26 protein-coding genes are annotated in these 21,124 nt (G+C 32.8%); all 26 read right to left on the bottom strand.

Annotated elements, in window-relative coordinates:
* Positions 1–234 precede the first annotated feature (234 nt).
* The 26 genes from H8S00_RS01340 to H8S00_RS01465 all read right to left on the bottom strand — a co-directional run bounded on the left by H8S00_RS01340 (position 235) and on the right by H8S00_RS01465 (position 21,121).
* Complete coding sequence (locus tag H8S00_RS01340) at positions 235–534, bottom strand: DUF6462 family protein (protein WP_022377866.1); 300 nt, start codon at positions 532–534, stop codon at positions 235–237.
* Positions 527–1,000: a DUF6462 family protein gene (locus tag H8S00_RS01345; RefSeq protein WP_022377867.1), complete on the bottom strand. Its 474-nt coding sequence runs from the start codon at positions 998–1,000 to the stop codon at positions 527–529. The genes H8S00_RS01340 and H8S00_RS01345 overlap by 8 nt, the downstream gene beginning before the upstream one ends.
* A 9-nt stretch (positions 1,001–1,009) precedes the next feature.
* Entirely contained in the window at positions 1,010–1,237 is a 228-nt protein-coding gene (locus H8S00_RS01350; protein WP_022377868.1) for a DUF6462 family protein, read from the bottom strand.
* Positions 1,238–1,673: 436 nt separating this feature from the next.
* A complete protein-coding gene (locus tag H8S00_RS01355) occupies positions 1,674–2,903 on the bottom strand; it encodes a site-specific integrase (RefSeq protein WP_118031255.1) in 1,230 nt (409 codons plus the stop codon).
* Positions 2,904–2,933: 30 nt separating this feature from the next.
* Positions 2,934–3,104, bottom strand: a complete 171-nt coding sequence (locus H8S00_RS01360; RefSeq protein ID WP_182382588.1) for a hypothetical protein — start codon at positions 3,102–3,104, stop codon at positions 2,934–2,936.
* 99 nt (positions 3,105–3,203) lie between these two features.
* Positions 3,204–3,413, bottom strand: coding sequence for a DUF6462 family protein (locus H8S00_RS01365; protein ID WP_118435912.1), 210 nt, complete (start codon positions 3,411–3,413; stop codon positions 3,204–3,206).
* Positions 3,414–3,746: a helix-turn-helix domain-containing protein gene (locus H8S00_RS01370; RefSeq protein WP_158573345.1), complete on the bottom strand. Its 333-nt coding sequence runs from the start codon at positions 3,744–3,746 to the stop codon at positions 3,414–3,416.
* 473 nt (positions 3,747–4,219) lie between these two features.
* Positions 4,220–4,894 carry a hypothetical protein gene (locus H8S00_RS01375; RefSeq protein ID WP_186839828.1) on the bottom strand — a complete coding sequence of 225 codons (675 nt, stop codon included), beginning with the start codon at positions 4,892–4,894 and terminating at the stop codon, positions 4,220–4,222.
* A gap of 168 nt (positions 4,895–5,062) precedes the next feature.
* Positions 5,063–5,428 carry a helix-turn-helix domain-containing protein gene (locus tag H8S00_RS01380; RefSeq protein ID WP_118030557.1) on the bottom strand — a complete coding sequence of 122 codons (366 nt, stop codon included), beginning with the start codon at positions 5,426–5,428 and terminating at the stop codon, positions 5,063–5,065.
* A 172-nt stretch (positions 5,429–5,600) separates the two neighbouring features.
* The gene (locus H8S00_RS01385; protein ID WP_118030558.1) at positions 5,601–5,822 is read right to left on the bottom strand and encodes a LexA family protein; all 222 of its coding nucleotides are present in this window, start codon (positions 5,820–5,822) and stop codon (positions 5,601–5,603) included.
* Positions 5,823–6,101: 279 nt separating this feature from the next.
* Entirely contained in the window at positions 6,102–6,695 is a 594-nt protein-coding gene (locus H8S00_RS01390) for a hypothetical protein (RefSeq protein WP_186839829.1), read from the bottom strand.
* 13 nt (positions 6,696–6,708) lie between these two features.
* Positions 6,709–7,341, bottom strand: coding sequence for a SpoVG family protein (locus tag H8S00_RS01395; protein ID WP_118030561.1), 633 nt, complete (start codon positions 7,339–7,341; stop codon positions 6,709–6,711).
* A gap of 20 nt (positions 7,342–7,361) precedes the next feature.
* A complete protein-coding gene (locus tag H8S00_RS01400) occupies positions 7,362–7,727 on the bottom strand; it encodes a hypothetical protein (protein WP_118030562.1) in 366 nt (121 codons plus the stop codon).
* A 559-nt stretch (positions 7,728–8,286) separates the two neighbouring features.
* Positions 8,287–8,589: an ATP cone domain-containing protein gene (locus tag H8S00_RS01405; protein WP_243169526.1), complete on the bottom strand. Its 303-nt coding sequence runs from the start codon at positions 8,587–8,589 to the stop codon at positions 8,287–8,289.
* A 370-nt stretch (positions 8,590–8,959) separates the two neighbouring features.
* Entirely contained in the window at positions 8,960–9,445 is a 486-nt protein-coding gene (locus H8S00_RS01410) for an acyl-CoA thioesterase (RefSeq protein WP_118030563.1), read from the bottom strand.
* A gap of 43 nt (positions 9,446–9,488) precedes the next feature.
* A complete protein-coding gene (locus tag H8S00_RS01415; RefSeq protein ID WP_243169527.1) occupies positions 9,489–9,794 on the bottom strand; it encodes a type I restriction-modification system subunit M N-terminal domain-containing protein in 306 nt (101 codons plus the stop codon).
* Positions 9,795–9,986: 192 nt separating this feature from the next.
* Positions 9,987–11,726 carry a C40 family peptidase gene (locus H8S00_RS01420; protein ID WP_118030564.1) on the bottom strand — a complete coding sequence of 580 codons (1,740 nt, stop codon included), beginning with the start codon at positions 11,724–11,726 and terminating at the stop codon, positions 9,987–9,989.
* Between the two features lie 138 nt (positions 11,727–11,864).
* Positions 11,865–14,219, bottom strand: coding sequence for a VirB4-like conjugal transfer ATPase, CD1110 family (locus H8S00_RS01425; RefSeq protein ID WP_186839830.1), 2,355 nt, complete (start codon positions 14,217–14,219; stop codon positions 11,865–11,867).
* Positions 14,206–14,670 carry a PrgI family protein gene (locus H8S00_RS01430; protein ID WP_118030565.1) on the bottom strand — a complete coding sequence of 155 codons (465 nt, stop codon included), beginning with the start codon at positions 14,668–14,670 and terminating at the stop codon, positions 14,206–14,208. Before H8S00_RS01430 ends, H8S00_RS01425 begins: the two co-directional genes overlap by 14 nt.
* A gap of 15 nt (positions 14,671–14,685) precedes the next feature.
* Positions 14,686–15,528: a hypothetical protein gene (locus H8S00_RS01435; protein ID WP_186839831.1), complete on the bottom strand. Its 843-nt coding sequence runs from the start codon at positions 15,526–15,528 to the stop codon at positions 14,686–14,688.
* Positions 15,529–15,561: 33 nt separating this feature from the next.
* On the bottom strand, positions 15,562–15,879 hold the full coding sequence (locus H8S00_RS01440) for a hypothetical protein (protein ID WP_118030566.1): 318 nt from the start codon (positions 15,877–15,879) through the stop codon (positions 15,562–15,564).
* Positions 15,880–15,884: 5 nt separating this feature from the next.
* Positions 15,885–18,029, bottom strand: a complete 2,145-nt coding sequence (locus H8S00_RS01445) for a VirD4-like conjugal transfer protein, CD1115 family (RefSeq protein ID WP_118030567.1) — start codon at positions 18,027–18,029, stop codon at positions 15,885–15,887.
* Between the two features lie 6 nt (positions 18,030–18,035).
* A complete protein-coding gene (locus H8S00_RS01450; RefSeq protein ID WP_118030568.1) occupies positions 18,036–18,992 on the bottom strand; it encodes a PcfB family protein in 957 nt (318 codons plus the stop codon).
* Entirely contained in the window at positions 18,993–19,364 is a 372-nt protein-coding gene (locus tag H8S00_RS13740) for a hypothetical protein (protein WP_243169528.1), read from the bottom strand.
* Positions 19,365–19,368: 4 nt separating this feature from the next.
* Entirely contained in the window at positions 19,369–20,802 is a 1,434-nt protein-coding gene (locus H8S00_RS01460; protein WP_186839832.1) for a relaxase/mobilization nuclease domain-containing protein, read from the bottom strand.
* A complete protein-coding gene (locus H8S00_RS01465; protein WP_186839833.1) occupies positions 20,789–21,121 on the bottom strand; it encodes a plasmid mobilization protein in 333 nt (110 codons plus the stop codon). Before H8S00_RS01465 ends, H8S00_RS01460 begins: the two co-directional genes overlap by 14 nt.
* Positions 21,122–21,124 lie beyond the last annotated feature (3 nt).

Genomic DNA, 21,124 nt, shown 5'->3' on the forward strand with positions numbered 1-21,124 from the left:
TTTTTCCAGATTTCCATCCAACTTCTCACCCTTCATCTTTCGATCCATCAGGCTACTAATATGATAGCTGTGACTTTCATCTTCCAGGTACATGCCCCGTAAATTTACTACCTACAGATACTCTGCAGTGCAAACTACTTTGCAAATCTGTAACTGATTATTAAATTGTTCATCCCAAGTTTTTCTTGGAATGTCCATATATTACATTAGTTTCTATAATGCCGAAAGTGACAATCACGGGTCTTTTTTATCAAAACAGGTACTATTGTGGTCTTTTTTATCTTCGCTTGACAATTTATTCCAAATATGTTTGGGCAATGGTCTTGTTGGTTCCTTAAATTTCTCCAAATACATTTCAAAAATATCTGTATTAATCAATGCTGAATTTCCAACCTTATATACTGCCCCTGCTTCTGAAGCCAAAACCATAATCCTTGATTTACTTATGCCATAAATAATGGCTCCCTCAGTAGCATTTACATATTTTTTCATAATGTCTTTTGTATCTGAATAGAACTTATATGAGTTACTCATTCAATTCACCTTCTTCCTGTCCGTATAACGGCTCTTTCAAAGGTCTTACAGGTTGTCTGAATTGCTCCATGTAATTATCAAATATTTCTAAATTAACCAGTACAGTCCCTCCTGTCCCCTCATTTATTTTATATGTAGCACCTGCTGCTCTAGCCAGCTCGATAAACCTATGCCTTCCAATACTGTATATAATTGAAGCTTCTCCAATTCTCGCAAACTTTTTGATTATCTGCTTATTTGTTCCCGGCACTTTATATATGTGTTTCATAAACTCATCAAACCTTTCCTTTTTTACCAAATGAATACGGGTAAGCTTGTATAAAGAACTTGCAGCCTTAGCTATATATTCAGTTTCCTCAACACTAAATCCATATTCATGAGCCACCTCTTCGACCCTTATGTATCTTTTTATTACCTCCCCACCATGAAGATAAGCCCTAACATCCGGCTGTAATTGTGTTACCATCCTTTTCACCTACTTATAAAATTCATCATCAACTATATGGAATGTCTCAATGTACTCATCAAATATTTTTAAATTCACAAGTACTAACTGTCCTAACTTATAGATTGCTTTGGCATCCTTAGCCATTTGCATAAACTTTGATACGCTCATATGATACATTTCTGCTCCTTCGCTATATCTTACAAACTTTGTATTACCATTCTTCTTAAATTCCTGATATGCCTTTGTGTGTTCCATGCTATTCTCCTTTCGGTATTTCAATTGTTCCTATAACGCAAAAAGAGGACATCTTCTAAATTTCTTTAGAAAATGTCCTCTAAGTAATACAATCTTTAATTTTTCAGACTAAGCAATCTGTACTAACCTGTACTAATCTTTTTTTGACTATGCCAAAAATTGGTCAAATCTTGGTCAAAACCCCTTGACCAACTATATATTTTAGTACATCCACGCTCTGAAACCCTTGATTTTCCTGCATTCCTACTTATCAATAGACTTCATCGTTGGGACGTTGTCTGGCAATTATTCACAGAGCTTCATATTAAACTATACTAATATAAAATTATATAAATAGACTATTCATAATCCTTCATTATTAATTAATATTCTATCTATTTTGTTGTCAAATTGATGTCAATCGGAAAATTTGATGTCAAATTCTCAATTATACTTCTTAAAAAACATCTAATTTCACAGATAAATTTTCAAAAGACTCTTTCTTCTTTTTATCTGTAGCTTCCGCATATATATCCATTGTTGTTTCAATGTTTCTATGTCCCATAATAGACTGAATAACTTTCAGATTAGTTTCCTGTTCACATAGCCTTGTTGCAAATGTGTGTCTAAGAATGTGACATGAAAAATATGGTAATATTAACGGATTCCTTTTTTCTCTTGCTGCAGTGATTTCTTCTTCATTATTATAATTAATTACAATTCTTTTTATTGCTGAATTCACTGCTTGTTGATTCAGAATATTTCCGAATCTGTTTTGAAAAACAAAACCACTTACGCCATCTATAACAGTCTCATTAAATCCATTCTCTTGTTGATCCTCTTCTTCTAATTTTAGAGCATCATACACAACATCAAGCATTGGAATTGTTCTAACACCTGCCTCTGTTTTTGGAGTAGACAGCGTTGACACACATTTATTCTTTTCTGCCGACTTATAATTTGCAATACTATGATTAATAGTAATCATTTTATTTTCAAAATCCAAGTCATCCCATCTTAATGCAATAGCTTCCCCAATTCTACATCCTGTACCTAGCAAAAATGTGAATAATGGCCACCAGTGATAATACACCGGACTATTTGCAATATAATTCATAAATGCTCTTTGCTGTTCGATTGTCAGTGCATGCCGAATACCTCTGTTTTTACCAGATTTTCTATTTACCTCTTTCATTGCGCCTGTAGCAGGATTCTTTCTTATTATGTCATCCCTTACCGCCAACTCAAAAGTTGGATGCAAAAGACAATGAATTGAATCCAAAGTTCCAAGGGCAATATTCTTATCTTTCAATAAGTATAGATAATACTGCACTACATCTGAATATTTAATGTCTGCGATTTTCTTTTTACCAAAATCTTTTCTCACGAAATGGTTATAAGTATATATATATCCGCTCCTTGTAGAATCCTTTAGATGCTGTTTCAAGGAAATGTACCTATCAAATACAAAATTGATTGAAGCATTTCCTGCTGTGTACACATCTAAGCCATCTAACTGAGCCTTTAATAGTTCTTGTTCCTTTCTCCTAAGAGATACAAGGTCATTAGCATAAATGTATTTTCGCTGTCCCAATGGATTAGTGTACGTATAAACATAACGACCATCTTTTCTATAAACCTCACCTGATTTAAGTGTTCTACCTCTAGGATCTTTTCTATTTGCCATAAGTTCCTCCTTAATAAGAAAGAGCTCATACTATTTATCTCTTGATAATATTTTCTCAAGACCTTTCGTTGCGACTTTTGTCATAGACTCATTATGTTTTTCGGTATACTGCAATAACCTTTGATACATCTCATCTGAAATGCGAATACTAAGAACCTTGTCTTTAGTTTTCTCTAACTTAGGTCTTCCTTTATTTGCCATATTGCATACCTCCATGCGTTTATTATATATTTTGTATGACAAAAAATCAACTATTAAATAGTACAAACTCTTTAATGTTCTATATTAACTTTTTTATTTCTAAAATTCTCTAAATGTTTCTAAAAATTTTTCAAATACTTCGCAATTGACTAAAGCCATTCCATCTATCTTATACACAGCTCCAGCTTCCTTTGCCAACGCTTGAAACTTTGTCATCCCTATACTATATAGGTCTGAACCTTCTTTATATCTAACAAATTTTTTTGCCATTGCTTTTCCTCTAACTGAAACCTTGCCTGCCTCTGTCATCTATATCGCCTCCTTCATTCTTACCATCGTCTCCACCATGTCTGCATAAAGAACTAAACATTGTTCCCGCTCATCAAATGATAGCTTACTCAAATTATCTTCAAGTCTGTCTTTCGTTCCGTGCTTGATTCCAAGTATAGTATTAGCATCCGTATCATATGCTTCAATAAATTTGTAAAGCATATTTACTGTTAGATTTCTGCACCCTCTCTCTAATTGTCTAATATGTGACTCACTACAATCCACCATATCTCCTGCTTCACCGGGAGATATATTTAGTTTTGTTCTTATTTCTTTTAGTTTGTCTCCAACTGCTAATTTATTGTATTTCATTTTTACCTCAATTCTGTTAGTTATGTTCTCTAGCATCTGTTTATTTTGTTGAAATACATTACTAGTAATGTTTGTTATAAATGAACACTTACATTTTCATAAGTTAGCACGCCTGCATCTCTAATGACTGTTTACCACAACAGAGGAAACGCCTTAATTTCCATCTCATTAGTGACTTCTTTTGATCTGACCGTCGTCAGTATAAGTTTGAATTGCTACGATGACTACATCACCGATTACGGCATAAGCAAATCTAGCCATTACTGGCAGAAGTTTTTTTCTTATTATCTGTAAGTCTGTGTCATTGGGTTGGTAATCAATGACTATGTAATTATTCTATGTTAAATAAGAAGATATTCGTACACACGAAATTGTGGAATTTAATAATAATCCCCACAAATTTTAGTGGGTAATTCGAAATTCAATAAAAAAAGAGCCGATTTGCACTGGCCCTAATTTTATGACAGATTGTTTTATAATTCCTTTATTGAAAAATATAAAATCATATCACAACCTATTATTCTTATTTTATCTAATTTTAAAATGCTTACTGGAACGTTGAATTTGGTAAATTTTCTAGACTTGGATATCTTATATAACACTGCATCCATTATTTCATCCCTGTGTTGTTTAATAAATTCTATCGAATATGTTCCTTTAAAAACCTCAACACTAACAAAATCAAATGTATTTTCATTAGGATTATCTATGTCTCTTGAAACTATAATACCTGATTCTCTTATAAACATATATTCGAGTGCAGGATGTTCTTTTTTCTGCTTTTTTACCTTTTCAGCTCTTTCCCTATTCTTTGCATACGTTTGTCTATTTGAATGTCTTTTATACAAAGCCATATGTATTAATTCCAGTGGATTTTTCTCTTCACTAATCATTCTTGCATTATATGCGGTATGACATGTAGGATTTTTGTATTCCACAAAATCATAAATTGCATCTGCAAATTCATCTGCAAATTTCATTTTACGAGCCTCTTTTTTATATTTATCTCTAATAAATATATCATCGCCTTCTCTTCCAATATATTTACTTAAAACTGTTAAAGCTTCATTAATTTCATCTTCTGTAATATTTTCACAATACTCTTTATATTTTTTTGAATTCTTATCAATTACTTCCTTTGTTATCAATTCAATTACTCCTTTTCATTATATATTGTAATAATATTCGTTAGATTTGTAATCCCCTTTTCTATAACAATAAAGAGCCACACTATGTGACTCCTTACACTAATACCATATACTATTATATAATTATATATTTTATAATTAAACAATATATAGCATAATTAATTTTCATTAGGCAACTCTTATCTTCATTATTCTTTCTACTATTTCATAAATAGCTTTATTTGTTTTCATGTCATTTTGCTCAAGCAATCTCATAATCTGCACATCATAATAATTGTCATTAGTATTACCAATCAAATAGTCTGCCGACTTTTGATATATTATACACATCTTTTTTAACACTTCTGATGGTATAGTTGCTCCATGTTCATATCTTGCAAGTGTATTAATATGAATATCAAGCTTCTCTGCAGCTTTTTCTTGAGTTAATTTGCTTTCCTCTCGACTTTCTTGAAGTCTATTACCTACTTTGTCACTGTCGTAATAATCCTTTCTAATCGGGTCTGACCCAGATTTCATAATGTCTATCTTCAAATGTGTTGTCTCCTTTTGTTATAATACAAATTTAATGTTTTAAGTTTGTACTCACAAAGGATGGGAAACTTTTCCTTGTAAGCGATTGCTAATTAACTACGCCTGTTTAGCAACACATAGTAACTAGTTAATTTGCTGATCTTTTACCTTGGTTAATTTCCGTCTAACACTCCTATTTCAATACTGTTATCGCTCTAGGGCATGTTGGATATCTTCTTATGTATCCTAACTTTTCAAGTGCCTTTAAATGTCCAGCTATAGAAGATGTAGAAGTAAAACCTGTTTTTTTGCACAACTCTCTTACGGTTGGTGCAAATCCAAATTCTTTAATAAAGTCTATGATGCATTCATATGTCTTTAACTGTCTCTCTGTTAACTGACTTGTATAAGCCATCCTGGTTCACCTCCTATTATTAAGTTTCTCTGATACTACTGTTTAATTTTCTTTTACAAATTGCAAACAAGCCTACGTATGCAATTCTTTGCTTTATACTTATTTCCGGATCAAAGTATTATCGAATGTGTGTTCGATTCCTTTAAGCATTGTAATTATATTACTTTTGAATTGATATGTAAATACCCAAAATTGAAAACATACATTTATATACTAAATACTAAAACGCTGATGTCATCCCAAACACCAGCGTAAAAAAACAATACATAATGCATTATTCTAGATTTCTTTTGGCTTTACTCTTTCACATTTCCATATATTACTCATTACAACGACCAATTCATATAATATAGCCTGTTCTGCATTCCTAGGATTTTGATCTTTAGCAACCGGAGATAATGACACTCTTTTTGCTAATGCTCTCTGTATTTCATGTTCATATATTGGATCTGCAATAAATGTCACGCCTGACTGTACTTCCCTTACTTCTACATTTATAAGCTTCATTCCTGCTACAAAAATATTCTGTTCTATGTAATCTAGGGCATCATATGCATCCTTATCTATAAAAATAGCATCTGCCATAGGTGCCAGTTGCATTATTAATCTAGCATATCCTACGTTATCTAAACTATTTGTTGGAACTATACTCCAAAATTTGCATCCACTTTCACTTTCACAAACTTCAAAACCCTGTTCTTTGACAATTGCACACATTTCGACAAATTCTTCAAATGTTTTTTCTTCTAACTTATCATCTGTAAGAACCACAACTGCTTTTTTTCCCTTATTGGGGAACAATTCACATTTATTCTTTTCATTTTCTCTGATTGTTCTTTCTTTTACATTTTCAAATACTTTATCTATCTGCATATTCTTTTCCTCCTTATCTAAAGGGTGTTTCCACACCATCTAACGCTTTGTCCACCTGTATAAATTCTTCATTCATTTTTTCATATACTTTTTCTTTTTCACTTAAAATTGCATTGTACAACTCAGTTCTGAATTCCTTTGTTATCGGGAAACAAACATCTTCATATTTTTTTCCTTCATCTCCTCTGTTCACTAACTGAGACGGCATTGCTACAAAAGAACCTTTTTCACTTGTCATAACCTTAATATTATTTATGACAAAGCACTTGTCTAAATAAACCCTGCCAATTGCTTCTAGATTTGTACCTGACATTGTATTGAGTGAAATTCCAATTTCCATTTTATCATCCAGCCCTTTCACTTCATACTCGTTAACACCTTCTTTAAAGTTTTTCAGAATATTTCCATATAACTCATCTCTGAATTCTTTTGTCGTTGGATTGCAATATTCTTTGTATACTGGCTTTCCATTATCATCAACAGACTTACTTTTGTAACTTGGCATTGACACAAACAGTTCACCATTTTTATTTTCTCTTACAGTAATTCCTGTAACTATAAAACATTTATTAAATGTTACTGATGCATACGCTTTTGTACTTCTTTCTTGATTTTTTGTTTTAAAAATTCTTATACTATAATTCATTTACATTTCTCTCCTTCCAATTAATTTATTCCTATTATTTCTTCTAAACATTTTCTTTCTTCCCTGTCTAACTCAATATCGAAATGTCCCCATTTTTTACTTGAACTAAGCGCTGCTTTGTTGCAAATCTTTTTAGCAATGCGACTTAACACGCACATTTCTTTCATTGATTTTAGTATTACCTTTATCTGCATTGCTTCATCTTTATTTCGCTCTTTGTCATAATTTTCCAGTTTCTTTGAATAACATTTTGCAAACTCATCATATTCATCCTGACCAATGCGCCTAGTAACAACTGTTTTCCCAGAACGTTCCCACTCATGCTGTAATGCTTGAAACAAATATCCTATTTCACGAGCTGACTCCTTATCATTTACATGTCTCATCCTGAATCTCCTTTCGTATTTTATTTTTCTTATTGTAGGTGCAAAAGAAAAACGCCCTATCAAATACTCCATTCACTACAATAGAATATTGATAAGGCGTTATTAAATTATTACTTAGTGTTTTCTAAGTGATGTTATAATTCTAACAGTTAGAAATTATTATGTCGAAAACTAGTATGGTCTTTATTTTGTTATTTTTAAGTCTATGTTGGTCTTTTTTATGTAAATTACTATGATTCAGCTAACTTTTAACGAATTTTTTTAACAATCTCTGTCATTCATTGTTTTTTCAAGCACTTTAGCTCTTTTTATCCATTTAATCACCTTAACTTTTTATTCATATGCCTTAATACTTGGGAACAGCGTAAGTTTCAAGATGTTGTTGAAGTTGCGTACCAAGGAATAAATACAACTGCTGATAAAGTTGAATATGTCAACAAAGGTGTTCCAATTTTGCAGGGCAAGCATATTACTTCTGGAAAAATAGATTATAAGAATGTACGCTACCTTGATAAAGAAAAATATGAACCAATTTATTATCCTAAATATGTTCCAAAGGCTAATGATATTCTATTGGCAAACGATAAATGATGTATGTTTTTGCAAGAACAAATTTCTTCTCTGCCATAAGCTTCTGTTCAATAATATCCTGAATATCTTCAACTGCCATCTCATCAAAGCCACGGTTTTCAATAGAAGCTAATATATTATAAATCTGTTCCTCACTAATTCTTTCTTCCTGGTCGACTTCTGTGTTCGCCTTCTGAATAGCTGATACAATTTTGTTACGATCATAAGTAGCTCTATGACCGTCACGTTTAATAACACTTATCATTTTTTTCGTTCCTTCTTTCTTCTTCATATATCATGTATACAGCATTAAAAATACGATAATAATGCTGTTCTATATTAAACACAATTAAATACATTGTGCTTTTTAGGCAATAAAAAAGCGATGTGTTAAACTATGATAATCAAGTAAGGTGTTTAACTCTTTCGCATGCATTAGGTTATAGCACTAAGCTAAATGAATGTCTACCAAATATTGCGAAAATCAAAAAACAAAAACACAATATATAGTGTTTGCAAAATGAATGCCCTAAATAAAGGGATGGAACAAAAAAAGAAAAATTGTCAAGTGAAAAATAAATTAATTTAATTAAGTGATATATATTTTATTTGAATGCAATTATAAATTTAAAGAGAAAAGTATATTGCATATGTGAATGAAATTAAAAATCATTCTTCATCTTGATTCGGTTTTCTTTTCGTTTAAGGGCACAGTCCCACTCGGCCTGCTGAAATTCATTTTCAATGATAAGCGGTGGAACTTTTGTTGGTCTGTTATTAGCGCCCATTGCAACCATTACAAAGAAAGCTCTGTTAATAGGGTGGCGCATTCCTTCATTATTTTCAACATAAGTATCTATGCGAACTTCCATTGAAGTGTTTCCGGTATATGTTACATAACCAATAATTACCAGCAAATCATTTACATAGGCTCCATCTTTAAAGTCTAAATGGTCGATTGCAGCAGTTGTTACATTATTGCAGCCGGAATGGCGCTTTGCAACAATTCCTGCAATTTCATCAAGCATAGAAAGTAATGCTCCGCCAAATAAACGACCGCCACCATTTAAATCACATGGCTTTATTACATGTACCTGCTCAGTCCTTGAAAAAGAGACTGTTTTTCTATTAATATTTTTTCTATTCATATATAAACACGCTCCTTTGTTACATCGTAAGAGTAAAATTATTTTATAACATACATACATATGTCATATTAGAATCCAAAGTATAATGCAATGATTCTTTTAGTTCTGCTAAAAGTTCTTCTGCATCTTCGCTATTCATTGCCTCCTCATAAACCTTTTGTGCCTCTTGCAAATCATCCGGTATCTCATCATTTAATAAATCGTACGCCTTTGATAAATACGAATCTGATAAATACTTATAGAATACTAACCCTAATAAATATGTCTTATATTCATTCGCATCAATCTTACCTCTTAATACATCCGCCCCACTCCATAAAACCTGAAGTAAGTCCTTTCCTTCTGTCATTTTACTCCTCCTTTATTTGTCATATATGTTTCTTAGATTTCTAATCGTTTAAATATAAATTTTCAACCGCTTATTTCACATAATTTGTTACCTTTATATTTTAATATATATTTCTTAATTTTCCAATTAAAAATATATTGCTCAAAAAAACATCAAGAACGACAAAATTTGCTACTGTCATTAGCATTAATTTTATTTTCCCGGACGACATATCATCACCAACCCACCATTATGATAATTGCCCAAGCATACTCCGTGTGCCTCATCCACTGCCTCAACCATTTTTCCATTGCCTACATAAATACCCACGTGGCTGATATTTTTGTATCTTCCATTGGTTGTGTAGTTATAAAATATCAAGTCTCCTGGCTGTATGTCTTTTTCCTTAAATGTTTTGCCTTTCAGCCCTTCTGCTTCTGCAGCTGCAGTGGTTGAGCCGCCAAATGCTATATCAATACCTGCTGATTTCCATGCGTAGTATGCCAGCGAACTACAATCAAATGCCTTTCCACTGTTTCTTAAATTCTGACTATACGGATATCCTACCTTAGACAATACAAATGATGCCACGGTCTTTTGTGCCTGATTTGTTATTTTGTCAGTTATGCTTGTTATTTCCTGTGGGGTAAGGCTTCCCTGCAAGCCACTTAGCTGACTTCCACCTGTCTGACTGCCTGACGGATTACTTGTGATGCAGGCACTCATTAGCTGATTAAGTGTTTCCTTTCTTTCCTCATCAAACTGATACTGCTCTGACATTTCCGTGTAGCTTTTTAATGTAATTCTCACTTCAAGGTACTTTTTCTTCTTTTTGCCCTTTTTGTCTGTTACATTTTCTGTTGTATACTTGCACATGTCATCAAACACTGCCTTTAAATTCTGCTTGTTTGCTTCATTCATTTTTGTTGCCGTGTTTTCGTAACCATATTTCACCATGTACACGCACATGATGTCATAATAGTTTGAAGGCTCGCTGTTCATTCCCTCATAGTCCACATACACCTTTCTGCCCTCATCTGCATCCTTGTGTTCATCCACCAGTGTCTGTATTTCCTGATTAAATTCAGATACGTACTGCGTTGTTACAGTCTGTATTGTGTCTCCACTTTCAAGTGGTGGAAGAAATATTGCAAACGGTGAATTATAAAGCACCGCTATGATTGCAAACACAATTCCTGTTGCAACCATTACCACTATGAGTATTGGAACAACCAACGGTGCAAGCAGGGATGCCACCTGCTTAATCATGTATACCATCTTGTTTTTTATCAGGCTTCCTGCAAGTTTGAATATGCTATCGTTTTGCTCATCACCGGGCTTTAGCTTGTCCATGAAATATTTCATCATCCTGCTTTTTTGCTCTGCCCTGTAAAATGTGTTTTCAATCTTCATTCCCACTGCTTCACCTGCAGCCATTCCAATCAATGTGCCTTCAGGACCTGCCGCTGAACCGGCAACTGTAGTACCGGTTTTTACTGCAAGTTTTGTACCTTCCTTGGTAACTTCCTTTGTTGTATCCTTGGCTACCTTTTTTGATGTTTTCTTTGTCACATTTTTTGAAGCATTCTTTGCTGGCTTTTTGGCAAGTTCTTTTCCCTTGTTTGATGCTTTCTTTCTGATTCTTTTGCCTGCCACTTCCTTCTGTAGCTTTGACGTTCTTATCTTTTTCCTGATTCGATTACCTTCACTTATTGCCCCTTTTACAGGTCTTATTGCAATGCCTGTTGCCTCAAATGCTCCATCAATGTTTTCACCGCCTTCAACATTTTCAGTAATAGCTGATTCAGCCATTTTTCCTACTGACGTTACACTTCTCCCTGCTCTGGTTGTCATTGACTTATTGTCAATCTTTGTTTCATTTTTTTTATGAATCTTTCCGGTCCTTTTCTTGTGTATTTCTGTGTTAACTTCTTTTTCCTTGTTTATTTTCATGTTGTCCTCCTTGATTTTGGGTAAAAAATAACGCCAGATTAGTTCCTTGCTAACTTGGCGTTTGCATATTATTTATTTTTCTTTTCATTCGTAATAAAAACTAGATTTTTCCAAACTATATCCATAATCAATTACTATCTACACTCCTCCTATTTCCATCTTCTCATACAGATTAGTGTTATACAGCTTGTACAACTCGCTGTTCTTTGTTATCACGTTATCAAATGGCACCATTCTGCTTCCGCATTTTATGAGTCCACATCCTGACGGTGAATCTATTACATAGTTAAGTTGCTCCTCTGATATTTCCAGCGACTCCACTATCTTTTCTATGTCCTTGCTTGACTGATTTAAAAGAAGTATGAATGCTGAGTTTGAAAGCATTGTTGTGCTTGTCTCACTCATTAAAAGGTCCACTATGTTCTGTGTAATTCCTGTACAAAGACCTCCCTGCTTTCTTACCTTTTTCCACATCTGGCGTAGATATTCTGCACTGAACGGAGAATTTAAAAGAACATGCACTTCATCAATGTAAAACCATGTTGCTATTCCCCTTTCACCATTGTCAATTATCTTCTGCTGTATTGTTTCCATCATTACCAGCATTGCAAGTGGGGCAAGGGATTCTCCAAGGTCTCTTATTCCATACACAATAAATCTGTTATTTACATTTATGTTTGTCTGATGATTAAAGATATTCAATGCTCCGGTAACAAATATTTCAAGTCCAAGTGCAACATCCTTTGCTTCCTTGTCATTCTGTTCAAGAAGTTTATTGTACAAGTCTTCCATTGTAGGAATATACTTTTCTTTACTACGTGCTATTTCCATATAAAGATCTTTTACGCATCTTGATATAATAGAGCGTTGCTGTGGTGTTATTTCTTTCATTATCTGTTCACAAATACTTAGCATAAACTGACACTTATCTCTTACCCATCCCTTGCTATCTAATACATCAAGATTCCATACATCCATATCCATAGGGTTAATATAGTTTTTTGTATTATTAGAAATGTTAATATATGTCCCATTGTATTTTTCAACTACATCCTCATATTCATTCATTGGATCCACACAAATTACATTATCTTTTGTTGATAACAACACTGAACCCATCTCCATTTTTGCTTGAAATGATTTACCTGCTCCTGAAACGCCAAATATAAACCCATTACCATTAAGTAATTTTTTTCTATTTCCAACAATTATATTTTTTGACACCTGATTAACGCCATAATATATTCCACCTTTATCACAAAGTTCCTGAATATTAAATGGCATAAGAACCGCCAGACTCTGAGTTAACATTGTTCTCATTGTTTCAATCTGTCTAACACCTATTGGAAGTGCTGTATTAAGAGCTTCCCTTTGTTTATACTGACATATATCTATTGAACAGCCTGCGCCTCTAGCAATGGAATCAATTGACTCACAAATACTATCTAATTCTTCAAGTGTATCTGCCATTACAACCATTGTTACACCTACAAAAAATAAACTTTCATCATTCTCTCTAACATTATTCATAATGTCTTCAATTTCAGCTTTCTGTCGTCTTGTTGTATAAGAAATTTCTGATGAAAAATCATTGTTTTTATTCCGTGTTTGTTGCTGCTTAATAATGTCAGATTCAATCCCTAAATACTTCTTTTGAAGAATTCTCATTGTCATATCCTTGGGAACTGGGACCACATCAACACTTGTTATTGAATGAATTGGAAGAAATGTTAATTCTGTAAAAAAACGATCCGAAAGATAAGTTGGATACTTCTTTATATAAATTGCTCTACATACCTTTGACTCATCTTCGTAATAATCCTGATAAAATTTAAGTTTCGAATTACATATATCATTTCTAAAATCTGCTCCCGTTTTCTTTCTATCTCTAATACAAAAATCAAATTCTTCTTCACGACCCAATCTATAATAATCATGAAGCACCTTAAGTCTCTCATCTCCTGTAAGTGGTATAAGCCTTGAACCAAGTTCTGAGAAACTTTTAAACATTGAATTTTCAATTGTTGTAAACTGTGCCTTTGCTTCCTCAAAATTTTTACGTTCGATAGTTATTGTGATGTATCTTTCTTGCTCTATTCCCTGTCGTCCTTCCATTATCTTTTCCTCTATAATGTTATTATAACTTTTACGCATTTTGTCAAAGCCATCATTTTCATATGAAAGCATTACATCTCTTTTAAGCGCTTCCATATCCTTATTTTTGTTATTGACTGTAATTTTGAATACACAATCAAGCGAATTCAAACATTTACAATATTTTTGAAAGAAACTCTCCTGCTCATCTTCTGATCTTGTTGTATAATTTACATCACTGAACTTATAAGATTTTGAATATTTACCAGGTGCTACTTCAAAAATTCCACCTTCTGATATTTTTAAAATTTCAATTGTTTGCTGAACTGATTTAGGTGTTTTGTATAATGGTTCCGATGCTTTTTTTAGCAATGTAAAGTTATCTTTAAATATTCCCATTGTTTCCATCCTTTCTCTTATGATTTTGACTATTGTTTATGTAGCCTTTATTTTTCTTGTTATTAGCCTTTTTTATTTTTGACTTTTTATTTTTCTTGTTATCTAGTTTCTGTCTGTTCATATCCTCTAAATGTATTTCATTTATCAAGCTTTCACCTTCTTCTGATATGTAGATTAATTGTGGATTTTTAAATAAACATCTAATTTTTCTCTTCATCATTTCTGTAAAACTCATTCCCTGATATTCGTAAAATCCATTAAGTGCTATTGGTGCCACAATTGGGATTGCAATATACACTGATACTGTAAGCCCTACATATTTAAACGTTGAAAGAACAATTCCTGTGCCCAATGCAAGAGCTATTATCGAGCATATAAGTTGCTTTGCAGTAAGCCCCATAATGACAGATTCCTGATATTTTTCTATATCCTTATTTATTGAAATATTCATCCTTATCTCCTCTCTTTATAATCCAAGCATTTTTGTTGTTAATTCCTGTGCTCCCTTAACTGAACCTACAGTCATTGCAACTCCAAATGTCAATTCACACATATACATAAGTGCTTTAGTCCAATCTGCATAATCACTTGTAAAACTTGGCAAACCGGCGCTTAAAAATGCATTGCAAACAATAATTGCTAACGCCATCGTGACTGCTTCAAGTAATACTGCAAGAAAATGCTTTGCATATGTTACTGCCGTATGACTCACCATTCTATTTCCGCTAGTTGTTGAAAATGCAATTGCCCCAAATGGTACTATTACTAAGATTTTCAAGAATCTAAAATATACAGTGTAAATTAACATGAATCCACAAAATATAATTACTAATGCTATAATCACTGCTAATATCATCATTAACAAACTTTCTCCAAATCCAAGTCCTTCAATTATCTCCTGTTGCTCATTTGGAATTTTTAATTTTGGTGAACCACTATTCGTTATTAATCCAACCAATGCTCCTATTGATTCGAAAAATGCTTTCATAATTGTTACGTTATTTGCTACTAACCACTCTGAAATACTAAGTCTCATAAGCATTCGTAACACTGTCTCAAATCTTATCTCTTCTTTTACATCTATACTTTCAGAGCAAAAACCTATTACAAAAAATAGAACCACTAATGATGAACCAACTGCCACAAATATTGGTTCTATATTACTAATTACCTGCCAAGGTCCTCCATCTTTGAATTCTGTTGGGGATTGCCCCAACAGTTCAAATACTAGTGACACTTTATCATTCCAAAATGCTACAACTGTTTTAAGAAGATCTAGGATTACTCCGCCTAAGCTGAATATATCCATTTATTTTGCCTCCTTCCTTTGTAACTCTCCTCTCTAAAATCCTAATATTCCAAGTACAGATGAAATACCTGCCATCATAACTCCACCTACGATACCTTTTAACGCAGAATTCATTGTTGCCGAATCATTATGCTGATATGCCTGTGCAAATTCCATTACATTCTTTGCCAAAATAATTACACCAACTGCACCGATTACCGCCAAAAGTAATGTCTTAAGGTTGTCTAACGGCTTCGTTACTGAGTTTGTGTCTGTAGCTGCCATTACTGTACTCATCTGCATACAAGTTATAAATGCACTTGCAGTTACTACGTTTACCAATTTCTTTAGTTTTTTCTTTATCCTCTTCATATCGCTTAATCTCCTTTTCTTTTCAAATAATTTTTTCTTCTACTTTTCATTTCTTCTACAGTCGTTGTTGGGTACAGATAACTTAAAATAACAGAAAGTTTTATGTGTGCATCCAATGCCTTATACAATTCTTCTATCTGATTTGGTTCAAATTCCATATCAACCAAACGACTTGTCATCTCTTCCTTCAATTCTTCATCTGATAAATTCTCTAGCATTTCCTGTCTGGTAATAACCTGATATTCATCATCTGAATTATTACTATCTGTCACTTTGTTTTCAGTTTCAGTAACATTTGTTCCTTCTCCAAAATATATTTGACTTGTATCTCCAAGCATCATTATTTCTTCTATGCTAAGATCCATTATCTGTATTTTTTCATTTTGTTTCTTATTATTTATTAGTTCCTTAATTTGATTGTCACTCATAATAGTCAGTATTGATTGTGTTGATGCCACCGGTATGTGTACATACGGTTTTGCTCCGCCATCTTCTGTTTCCTTAAACCTTTTATGTTTCATCGGTATGTATTTATCATCAAATATTGGATCAAATCCTCGTATAAATATTAAGCATTTCTTATTGCTCATATTTCTTACTTCATCCGGAGTCATCAACTCTCTACCTAAGACATCATAATTTCTACTGGAACTACCATGGCTTCCTCTTGTTTCTCCATTTGAGCGTTTATCAATGGTACTCTTTCCTAGCATTTCAGAAATGTATTGATGAGTTGATTTTTCATTTCCACCCAGATAAACTAATGTGTCGCAGTTACCTGTGATAGTTTCCCACGTATCTTTAAACAATGCCTTAATCTGTGCAAGATTCTGAATTATTATTGTGCTACTTATTCCTCTACTTCGCATTGTAGATAATAATGAACAAAAATCTTCCGGTAATGCAACATTTGCAAATTCGTCCATCAGTAAAGTAACCTGCAGTGGAAGTTTCCCACCATACTTAAAATCTGCCTGAAAATATAATTCCTGAAATAATTGTGTATACAACATTCCAATAATAAAGTTATAAGACTTATCTGAATCCGGAATAATACAAAACAAAGCTGTTCTTGTCTTCAAGTCACCATTTACTCCTATTCCTAATTCTTCAAGTTTTAAATCATCTCTTGATAAAACTCTTAGGATTTGTGGGTTCTCTAACAATGCAAGTCTTGCGTTAGCACTGATAATAATTGATCTGACGGTATCTCCTGCAGCATCCACTACCTTCATATACTGTTTATATGCTGGATGATTTGAGCCCATAGAACTTTTCTTCGCAAGATTCTTTATCTTAATCGTCAGCTTACTATCCTTACCTTTCAGATCTACCTTTGCTTCTGATAATAATTCCATTACAGTTCGAAAGTTCTGTTTTTTCTCTGGCATTTCCAACCAAACATAATAAATTAATGACTGCAATAATAATCCTTCTGATTTTGTCCAAAATGGATCGGTTGGTGCACCATCCTTCGGTGTTGTATTGCTAATAATATTTGTTACAAGTTTGATTACATCATTTTCTTCTCGAATATATCGGAACGGATTGTAACAATCTGATTTTGACATATCAATTAAATTAATTACCTTAACGTTATATCCATTTTTCTTTAGCATGTTTCCTGTAGCTCTTGCCACCTCACCCTTTGGATCTGTACAAATAAATGAACCATTTGGTAATAATTGCATAATGTTTGGTTTTACAATAAAAAATGTCTTTCCTGCACCTGAACCACCAATGACCAACAAGTTATTGTTAATCATTGTTCGCCTTGTGTCTGTGCTCATTCTCACATGTTTACTGAGAATCCTGTTTTTTTGTTTATCTTTATCAGCCAATCTTTTATTTACCATTTTTATGTTTGCAAACTTTGCTGTTCCGTATTCCTTACCAATCATTAATTTTCTTTTATTGGTTAAATACATAAGAACAGCCATTCCATATATAATTAGACCATAGACTATTGCTTTATCAGTGTTGGTGTTGTAATAGTTTCTTGATGGGTGCTGTAAGGCAAAAAGAAATGTATCTGTAAATGTGGTTATATCCATTCCCTTGCTCCACACTCCATTTAGCACATATGAAACATAAGCACTGGCTATGGCTCCAATGGTTATTCCAAAATAAGTAATTTTACCAGTCTTCATAAACACTTACCTCCTTATCCCAACCTCGGGACTTGAAGTCCCGAGGTTGAACTTTGGCTTATTAATTTGTACTGACTTAGACTTATTTTTTCTTCTTTTATTGATTTGTTGTTGTCTCATAGCCCGGTACTTAACTTCATCTGATACCCCATCGTAATGAACATTCTTGAGCTGTAATCCTTTAACTTTTTCTACAACATTGTCATCCTTATCAAGAATTTTATATTCCTCATCTTTTTTGAAAAATACATAAAATGTCTTTCCATCATTGATTGGAATTACATCATCTTTGTCAATCCATACATATCTTGCACTTGCTCCATATGTATTCGGAATCCTCATTTTTAATTGTGTAAGATTTTCCTCCATATATAACTTCTTTGCTACTGTCACATCTATCAAATGATCATCCTTTAATTTTGCGTTGTAATCTAAGTTTCTTGATATGCTATTTATTTGACTTTTCTTTTCTTCACTGGGTGTAATGCTTTTATCACTTCTTAACACATTATTCTGTTGAAGATAATCTGTTATTTTTTCAAAGTCTCCATCTTTACCATTTTTAACATAATCAGTCAACTCCTCTATGCTACCACTTCCCAATTTTTCTATGAGTGCATTTATTCTTGGTGTTGCTTCTGTATGGAACAATATCTCCATCATCCCATCGTCTTTGTTAATGTCCGGAAGTTTTGAATAAAGCAGTCCATACTTTTTTGCAACCTTTGAGAATTTCTTATAATCAGTTTCTTTTATTTTAAGAACCTGTAAGTTTCCATCCCTACTTATCATTTTCTTAAGTGATGTCCTTCCTTGAAGTTTTTCTCTTGTAAGAAGAGCATAAAGAAAAATAGTAAGGTTCTTTACTTGTTTTGCTGTAGCTCCAGTTACATTCATTCCAAATCTTAATCCGTCAAACTCTAATCTTATAATCTGTATTGCCTGTGAAATTTCGTCTGCCATTTAACTATCTCCTTTCTTGTTGAGCATTATTGCAATTTCAATAATGGTTGCCATTGCTTTTTCATCTTTCTTACAATTTATTAGTGAATCTATCTGTTTTTCTGACAATCCACTTTTTATTGCATTCTTTATCTGTTTCATTTGTCCTATGGTTAAATCTCCATTCGATAATCTTTCCACAAGATTGTTGTTATACTTCTTGGATAAAAATAATCTTTTGATTAATTCCAAAGGTGCACGCTTTGGAACATGCTTCTCAATCTCTATTCTTCCATCTGCCTTTGAAGCAACAGCATCTGTTATATTCTTAGAACCAGTGTTTCTAACTCTTATAACTTCGAATTCACTATCAAAATCTTTTCCATCCACCATTTAATCATCTCCTTTTCACCTGCTTTTTATCTATGTCACGTCCCTTATTTTCTACATACTCTCTTTGTAATTCCTTTTCTTTAATTTCTTTCAATATTCTGTAACCTGTACTAATTTCTAATCTCAATTTTTTTATTTGAGATTTATTCTCATTCATTAACTTTTCGTAATGTTCCTTAAGTTTCTTCGCTTCTTTGAAAGATATGTTGTTTTCCTTTAATACTTGTTTTGCTGCTTCGACAACCTTAGCTGATTTCCTAAATGTTTCATCTCCTGTTTTATAAAACATATAGGCATTCTTTTCATTCTCTATAACATCTACTGCATTAAATACTTCGAAATGTTTTTCCATTTCTTCAGTTATGACATCTTTCGCCTTATTAAGGACACCTATCTTGTTTCTTATTTCTGATTGCACCTTTGGTATTTCTTCTGCTTTATTAATGTCATAATGAGATAGATACAAATATTGTCTTTGCAAGTATTCAAATCTCTTTACATCTCTTTTATATTTCCATGCCTGAGAGTAAGGTCTTTTCTTAATTTTTCCTAATTGATACATCATTTTAAAATACTCTTTTTGCAGACCTGTCAGTTTGCGTTTCCTGATTTTACCGGACTTAAAACTATTGATACGTGGAGCCCCGATAATCTCTGAACGTCTATATGACTTAAGGTCTTCCTTTGTAATACGAACTTTTATTTCTTCTTCACTATATCCCTCTCCTAGTGTTTTCAGTCTTCTGAATTTTTTCATTTCAGGGGGCTTTATGGCTAAATACTTTCCATACTTTATCTGATATCCTTGATTTTCCAGTCCTACTATGAATGATTCAAAATCATAAGCTCTTATAATATTTGCATCAATGTCCTTCTTTATTTGTTCATTCCATACAAACGGTCCATCTTTTAGCTGATCCCATTCCTTGTTGTTTTTTATTTCTTCTTTGTCTTTTTGCACTTCCAGTTTATTTAGCCCATATTTTTCACAAATTCTATCTACTCTGGATTGAATGTCTCTTTCCCAATCACCCTTTTTGTAGTGATATTTATATCCGTCTGTAAATCTGACACTATTCCAGATAATATGACCATGAATATGAATTGTATTGTTATGCACTGCATACACTGCTTCATAATCACTTTCCAGATACTCGTTTACAAATTCCTGAATAACCTTCATGGCTGTATTCTCATCACATTCATTTTCTTCAAACGAAATTATGAGATGATATCCCTGTCTCTTATCTGTTTTTCCAAAAAGTTTTTTTGTAGCTTTCATATTTTCATATGCTTCTTCTTTTATGCAATTAACACTTCCGGTAAGTAAACCATTCATGGTCTTTTCATCTTTTAGGATATAGTTAATAGCCACTTGCAAATGTGAGCTGCTCGAATGCTCATGGCTATTTATGTGAAGAATCCTACTTATAGCCATATTTATTCATCACTTCTCCTAATTTCATATTAATTGTTCTCATATACTCCATAAGTCTTGTTTTGTCAGACTCCAAGTACAAGCCACTATTGTTATTTCTAACTATCTGATTAATGTTGTGACCAATGAAATTGACTTCATTAATCAATTTCATAATCAACTTTCTAAGTTTAGGATCTGTTGCATCCCTACTAAGTGCCATAAATCTCATATATGTAGAAAACTTCATATTGTTATCTATAGCTCTCTCCATAATCAAGTTGTATTCTCTGTTGCTAAATCTAATCAGCCTTGAAATATCTCTACTTTGTTTGCTCACAAA

The organism is Eubacterium segne (assembly GCF_014287775.1).
Lineage (GTDB): Bacteria > Bacillota > Clostridia > Lachnospirales > Lachnospiraceae > Eubacterium_G > Eubacterium_G segne.